This window comes from Actinokineospora spheciospongiae (assembly GCF_003182415.1).
Taxonomy (GTDB): domain Bacteria; phylum Actinomycetota; class Actinomycetes; order Mycobacteriales; family Pseudonocardiaceae; genus Actinokineospora; species Actinokineospora spheciospongiae.
Genome location: NZ_QHCP01000021.1, coordinates 54,029 through 60,028, shown reverse-complemented (window position 1 = coordinate 60,028; position 6,000 = coordinate 54,029). Strand labels below are relative to the sequence as shown.

The following is a 6,000-nucleotide window of genomic DNA, read 5'->3' as shown; positions in this document are numbered from 1 at the left end:
GGGCATCGCCACCCGCTACGACAAGACCGCCCTGTCCTACCAGGCCATGATCGACCTGGCCACCCTCACACTCTGGCTTTGAGGACAGGCCCTAGCCACTGGTCCGAACGGGTTTCCCGGGTGAGGATGTCCGGGTGCCCGAACCAGCCGAACCACCCGAGCCCCGCCTGGCGGCGTGGGAGGCGCGCACCGACGTCGCCTTGACGGTGCTGGCGGTCGCGTTCCTGGTCGCCTACGCGTGGCAGGTGCTCGGCACCGGCGCCTCCCCCGGCCTGCGCACCGCCCTGGAGGTGGTGCTGTGGGTCGTGTGGGCGGTGTTCGCCGCCGAGTACCTGACGCGGCTGTGGTTGGCGGAGCACAAGCTACGGTTCGTCGGGCGGCACCTGTTCGACCTGCTCGCGGTCGCGCTGCCGATGGTCCGCCAACTCCGCGCGCTGCGGCTCATCACCGTGTTCAAGGTGCTCAACCGCCGCCTCGGGGTGAACTTCCGCGGCCGGATCGGCGTCTACGTGGCGGGCACCACCGCCCTGGTCGTGCTGTGCGCGGCGCTGGCGGTGCTCGACGCGGAGCGGTCCAGCCCGGAGGCCTCCATCACCAGCTTCGGCGAAGCCCTGTGGTGGACGATGACCACCATCTCCACCGTCGGCTACGGCGACCTCTACCCGGTGACCACCGAGGGCAGGCTGGTGGCGGTCAGCCTGATGGTCGGCGGCATCGCCCTGCTCGGCGTGGTCACCGGGGTCATCGCGTCCTGGTTCGTGGAGAAGATCGCGGGCGCCGAGCAGTCCATCGAGGACACCACCCGCACCGAGGTGGACTCGCTGCGCGCGGAGATCCGGGAGCTGCGCGAGCTGCTCACACGCGAACGGGGCGCTCCGCGCTGATCCGGCGCAGCGCCTCGCCGATGTCCGCCGTCGGCACGTCCCGGTGGGTGACGAACCGCACGCCGCCCGGCACGGCCACCGCCCGCACGCCCACCCCGGCCAGCATCGCCAGCGTCACCTGCGCGTCCGGGACCGGGGCGAGGACGATGTTGGTCTCCGGCCGCCGCACCTCCCAGCCCAGTTCGGTCAGCCCGTCGGCCAGCGACTTCGCGTTGGCGTGGTCCACGGCCAGGTCGTCCACCCGCTCCAGGGCCAGAATCCCGGCCGCGGCCAGCACGCCGCCCTGCCGCACCCCGCCGCCGAGCATCTTGCGCACCCGCCGACCCTCCGCCACCAGCGTCGACGGCCCCGCCAGCACCGACCCGACCGGCGCGCCCAGCCCCTTGCTCAGGCACACCTGCACGGTGTCGACGCCGACCGCGAGCGCCGCGGGCGGCACCCCGAGCGCCACCGAGGCGTTCCACAGCCGCGCCCCGTCCAGGTGCACCCGCAGCCCCGCCTCGCGCGCCGCGGCGACCAGCCGGGCGTGCTCGTCGGGCTGGGTGACCGTGCCGCCCGCGAAGTTGTGCGTGTTCTCCAGGCACAGCAGCCGCGTGCGCAGCGCGTAGTAGGGGCCGCTGGAGGACGCCATCGAGCGCACGTCCTCCACCGAGATCCGGCCCGGCCCGCCCGACCACTCCAGCGGGTGCGGCATCCCACCGGCCAGCCACGCCGCACTGCCCAGTTCGGACTCCAGCACGTGCGACCCGCGGGCGGCCAGGAACCGGTCGCCACGCCGCAGGTGCAGCACCAACGCGATCAGGTTCCCCATGGTCCCGCTGGGCACCCACAGCGCCGCCTCCATGCCCACCAGGCCCGCCACCTGCTCTTCCAGGCGGCGCATGGTGGGGTCGTGGTCCAGCACGTCGTCGCCCACCTCGGCCGCCGACATGGCGATCCGCATGGTCTCGTCGGGCTGGGTCACGGTGTCGGACCGGAGGTCGATCGTGCGCGGCGTGGTCACGATCCGATCACACCACACCGGGGGTGGTCCCACTCGACACCGGGAAAACCGGGGGTGGCGCACGTCTCACCCGGTGGGCGTGCAACCGTTGTGCGGGGAACGTCCGTCCCCCCATCGGAAACGACACGAGCGGGAGAGCGTCCGCGTGGAACAAGGCGAGGAGCAGGCGTTCGCGGAGTACTTCGCCGCCCGGCGCGACGCCGTGCGGCGCACCGCGTACATGCTCTGCGGCGACTGGCACCGGGCGGACGACCTCGCCCAGACCGCGTTCGTCGCGCTGCACCGCCGGTGGCGCAAGATCCGGGACCGCGGGGCCCTGGACGCCTACGTCCGGCGCAGCGTGGTCAGCGCGCTGATCGACGAGACCCGCCGCCCCTGGCGGCGGGAGCGCGGCGTCGACGAGGTGCCCGAGACGCCCGCCTCCGACCACGAGGTCGGCGAGTCGGTGGCGACGCGGTCGGCGCTGCTCGACGGACTGGCCAAGGTGCCGCCCCGGCAGCGGGCGGTGCTGGTGCTGCGGTTCCTGGAGGGGCTCGACGTCGCGGGCACGGCCGTGGCGATGAAGTGCTCCGAGGGAACGGTGAAGAGCCAGACCGCGCGCGGGCTCACCGCCCTGCGCGACGTCCTCGGCGACGCCCTGGACGACCTGAGGACCCCGTGACCGACCTGAGGACCCCGATGACGAGGAGGTGGAGCTGAGCATGGACGAGCGGAAGATCGCCGAGTTGTTCGACGACGCGGTCCCGGACGCGCCCCCGCCGTCGTTCGGCGCGGACGAGGTGCTGGCCGAGTCGGCCCGGCTCACCCGCAGGCGCAACGGCGCCCTGGCGGGCACCGCGCTGGGCGTGGTGCTGCTCGCCGGGGTCGCCGTCGCGGGGTTCGCCGTGTCGAGCGAGGACAGCGGGGCTGGCGGCAGCCCGGTGGCGGCTGTGGCGCCCGGGAACGCGGAGGGCACCGCAGGCACGACCCCGAACGGGGTGCAGGACAGCAACAGCCCCCGCGTCCTGACCGCCCCCTCGGAGGCCGGTCCCACGAACGCTCCGTCGGCTCCGCCCAAGCAGGGGGGCGGACCGACCGGAGGCACCGGCGGCTCCGGAGGAGAAGCCGGTGGCACCCCTGGTGGGTGCGCTGAGGTGGACCGGGAGCTCGCCGCTGCCCTCGCGGGCGGGCTCCCGGCCCCCTCTGCCACCTCGGGGGACTACGTCCGGTCCCCGCTGGCCTGCCCGCCCGGTGCCCGGTCGGCGGCGTTCAACGCGCGCAACGGACCCACCCGCGGCCTGGTGTCGATCATGCTGGTGCCCGCGAGCGCTCGGCAGCTCCAGCAGCCCCCGTGGGACAGCCGCCCGGACGGCACCCTCGGCGTGGTCGTGCAGACCCGGTCCGGCGCCCAGTTGGTGATCGCCGAGGAACCGGTCGCGGGCACCACCGACCTGCCCCTCGACGACGCGGCGCTGCGCGGCATCGGCGACAAGCTCGCCCCCACCCTCTGACCGGTCTGGCACGATCCACCAGACCATGACGACCGACAGCATGACGACCGACAGCACGAGGACCGACAGCACCGCGGCCGACCGCCGGGTGGGCGGCGCATGACCACCGCGAGCACCCCCAAGGGGGAACGCCGCCGCCAGGCCCTGATCGAAGCCGCCGCCGCCCTGCTGGTCGACGGCGGCTTCGACGCGGTCCGGCACCGGGCCGTCGCCGAGCGCGCGGGCCTGCCGCTGGCCTCCACCACGTACTACTTCGACTCGCTCGACGAGCTGGTCGCCGCCGCCGTGGAGCACCACAGCCGCGCCGAACTGGCCTGGGGCCGGGCCGCCCTCGACGAGCCCACCGACCCCGGCCGCCTGGTGGACCTCGTCCTCGACCTGCTGCTGGGCCCGCAGGCCACCGACCGCGACGCCGAGGCGGTCCTGCTCCGCTACGAGCGCCTGGTCGCCACCGGGCGGCGCCCGTACCTGCGGCCGCTGATGCTCGAACTCGGCGCCGAACTCCGCGACCTGCTCGCCGAGGCCGTCACCCGCGCGGGCGGGCACCTCCCGCCGGGGCGGCTCGAACAGCTCATCGCCCTGGTCGACGGCGCGGTGGTCAACGCCCTCATCGAGGTCAACCCCGACCCCCGGGCCGCCGCCCGCCGGATGCTGCGCGACTTCCTGGCCTGACCCGGGCGCCGGGAACCCGCCCGCCACCGCCTAGGCTGGTCAGACGTGACCGCCGCGCAGAAGCCCCGCATCCCCAACGTCCTCGCCGGACGCTACGCCTCGGCCGAGTTGGCCCAGCTCTGGTCCCCCGAGGAGAAGGTGCGGCTGGAGCGCGAACTCTGGCTCGCCGTCCTCTCCGCCCAGGCCACCCTCGGTGTGGACGTCCCCACGGGCGCCGTCGACGACTACCGCCGCGTGCTCGACACCGTCGACCTGGCGGGCATCGCCGAGCGGGAGCGGGTCACCCGGCACGACGTGAAGGCGCGGATCGAGGAGTTCAACGCCCTCGCCGGGCACGAGCACGTGCACAAGGGCATGACCTCGCGCGACCTCACCGAGAACGTCGAGCAGCTCCAGGTGCGCCGCTCCCTGGAGCTGGTGCGCGCCCGCACCGCCACCGTCCTCGCCCGCCTCGCCCGCCTCGCCACCGAGCACGCCGACCTGGTCATGGCGGGCCGATCGCACAACGTCGCCGCCCAGGCGACCACCCTGGGCAAGCGCTTCGCCACCGCCGCCGACGAGCTGCTGGTGGCCTTCGCCCGCCTCGACGAGCTGATCGACCGCTACCCGCTGCGCGGCGTCAAGGGCCCGGTGGGCACCGCCCAGGACATGCTCGACCTCCTCGGCGGCGACGCCGACAAGCTGGCCGAGCTGGAGCGGGTCGTCGCCGAACACCTCGGCTTCGCGCACCGGTTCACCAGCGTCGGCCAGGTCTACCCGCGGTCGCTGGACTACGAGGTGGTCACCGCGCTGGTGCAGCTCGCCGCGGCCCCGTCGAGCCTGGCCAAGACGATCCGGCTGATGGCCGGGCACGAACTGGTCACCGAGGGCTTCAAGCCCGGTCAGGTCGGCTCGTCGGCCATGCCGCACAAGATGAACACCCGCTCCTGCGAGCGGGTCAACGGCCTCGCGGTGATCCTGCGCGGGCACGCCTCCATGGTCGGCGAACTCGCGGGCGACCAGTGGAACGAGGGGGACGTGTCCTGCTCGGTGGTGCGCCGGGTCGCGCTGCCGGACGCGTTCTTCGCCCTCGACGGCCTGCTGGAGACGTTCCTGACCGTCCTCGACGAGTTCGGCGCCTACCCGGCGGTCGTCGCCCGCGAACTGGACCGGTACCTGCCGTTCCTGGCCACCACGAAGGTGCTGATGGCCTCGGTGCAGGCGGGGGTGGGGCGGGAGACGGCGCACGAGGCGATCAAGGAGCACGCGGTCGCCGTGGCCCTGGCCATGCGGGAGCGCGGGGCTGAGCGGAACGATCTCCTGGACCGGCTGGCAGCGGATGAGCGGATTCCGTTGGACCGGGGGCGGTTGGACGCGCTTTTGGCGGATCGGTTGCCGTTCACGGGGGTTGCGGGGGCGCAGGTTGTGGAGGTGGTTCGGCGGGTTGAGGAGGTGCTGAACCGGTTCCCCGATGCCGCTGGGTACGTGCCTGCGGCGATTCTGTAGCCGTTTCAAGAACGTCGGGATCGCTCCGGGCTCACAAGCCCGGGGTTGTGATGGGGGTGCCCGGCTGGGTGGATGTGTTTGGCCGGGGCCCCTATGGCGATCATGTGCTCCAGTGCGTCAGGTGGGGCTGAAAAGATGCCCCACCGCCCAGGCAGGCTGTCACATGATCGCCACCCCCGGCCAAACACATCCACCCACCCGGGCAGTTGCGTAGCCGGGCCGGCGGTTTTCGGGGTGGTCGGTTGGCCAGGCACATCCGCCCACCCGGGCAGTTGGCTCGCCGGGCCGGCGTTTGTTGGGTGATCGGCTGGCCGAGCACATCCGCTCACCCGGGCATGTGGCTCGCCGGGCCGGCGGTTTGCTGGGTGACCGGTTGTTGCTGCGCCGGGCTGGGTTTGGCAGGCCGCCAGGCCGATGGTTCGGGGTGGTCGGCGGCTGTGCCGACGGGGTTGGTGGGCCTGCTTTG

Annotated in this window: 6 protein-coding genes; 5 read left to right on the top strand and 1 reads right to left on the bottom strand. The window is 73.5% G+C overall.

The annotated features are described in order from the left end of the window. Positions 1-134: 134 nt before the first annotated feature. Positions 135-884 (top strand): potassium channel family protein, encoded by a 750-nt coding sequence (locus DFQ13_RS32355; protein WP_110082552.1) that lies wholly within the window; start codon positions 135-137, stop codon positions 882-884. Here the strand turns inward: DFQ13_RS32355 and DFQ13_RS32350 are convergent. After that, positions 856-1,887 (bottom strand): threonine aldolase family protein, encoded by a 1,032-nt coding sequence (locus DFQ13_RS32350; RefSeq protein ID WP_035288530.1) that lies wholly within the window; start codon positions 1,885-1,887, stop codon positions 856-858. The genes DFQ13_RS32355 and DFQ13_RS32350 overlap by 29 nt on opposite strands. A 145-nt stretch (positions 1,888-2,032) precedes the next feature. Between DFQ13_RS32350 and DFQ13_RS32345 the strand changes: the two genes are divergently transcribed. From DFQ13_RS32345 to purB, 4 genes are all read left to right on the top strand, one after another. Beyond that, positions 2,033-2,548 (top strand): SigE family RNA polymerase sigma factor, encoded by a 516-nt coding sequence (locus DFQ13_RS32345; RefSeq protein WP_035288533.1) that lies wholly within the window; start codon positions 2,033-2,035, stop codon positions 2,546-2,548. 40 nt (positions 2,549-2,588) lie between these two features. After that, on the top strand, positions 2,589-3,377 hold the full coding sequence (locus DFQ13_RS32340) for a hypothetical protein (protein ID WP_110082551.1): 789 nt from the start codon (positions 2,589-2,591) through the stop codon (positions 3,375-3,377). Positions 3,378-3,476: 99 nt separating this feature from the next. After that, positions 3,477-4,049 (top strand): TetR/AcrR family transcriptional regulator, encoded by a 573-nt coding sequence (locus DFQ13_RS32335; RefSeq protein WP_035288536.1) that lies wholly within the window; start codon positions 3,477-3,479, stop codon positions 4,047-4,049. 45 nt (positions 4,050-4,094) lie between these two features. After that, entirely contained in the window at positions 4,095-5,534 is a 1,440-nt protein-coding gene (gene purB / locus DFQ13_RS32330; protein ID WP_110082550.1) for an adenylosuccinate lyase, read from the top strand. The last annotated feature ends 466 nt before the right edge of the window (positions 5,535-6,000 follow it).